The sequence below is a fragment of the Aeromicrobium sp. PFPM2_SD2 genome (genome assembly GCF_057364525.1).
The window spans coordinates 1-535 of the sequence record NZ_JBNFNZ010000823.1 but is presented as its reverse complement, the minus strand read 5'-3'; the positions used below and the strand labels follow the sequence as shown (position 1 = coordinate 535).

The 535-nt window shown below is 76.8% G+C and carries 1 pseudogene; it reads right to left on the bottom strand.

Annotation, left to right across the window (positions count from 1 at the left end):
• Positions 1-535 (bottom strand): annotated as a pseudogene (locus AC2W7G_RS18320) (hypothetical protein); the annotation flags it as partial.

Genomic DNA, 535 nt, shown 5'->3' with positions numbered 1-535 from the left:
CAGCTGCGCGGCACCTGCGGCGGCACGGCGCCCTCGACCGCGTAGACCTTCACGTCCCCGCCCCCCAGCCGCCGCAGGGTGGCCAGCCGCTCGTACGGCAGCTCGTCCGCGCCCGGCGCCGAGCCGTTGACCACCACGGCGCCGATGCCCAGGGCCGCGAGGTCGTCCTGCGTCCAGTCACCGGCCAGCACCTCGGCGACCTCGGCGGCGCGCGGGTCCTCGCCGGCGATGCGGCGCCCCGACACGTACAGGTCGTCCGAGACGACGGTGTCGCGGTCGAACATCCGCCCGAGCGGGTCCAGCACCGGCCGGCCGTCGTTCCAGGACGGGCTGCGGTACGACGAGAACGGCAGCACCAGCACGTCCCCGCGCGTCGGCAGGGACGCCACCCGCTCCCGCGCCTCGTACCAGTCGTCCGGGTAGTGGCTGACCCCCAGCTGGCCCCCGACGCCCCAGGCCAGGTCGGGCAGTGCGGCGAGCGGCAGCAGCGCGAGCCCTGCGGCGACGAGACGGGCGCGTACCGGCCGTGCGGCAG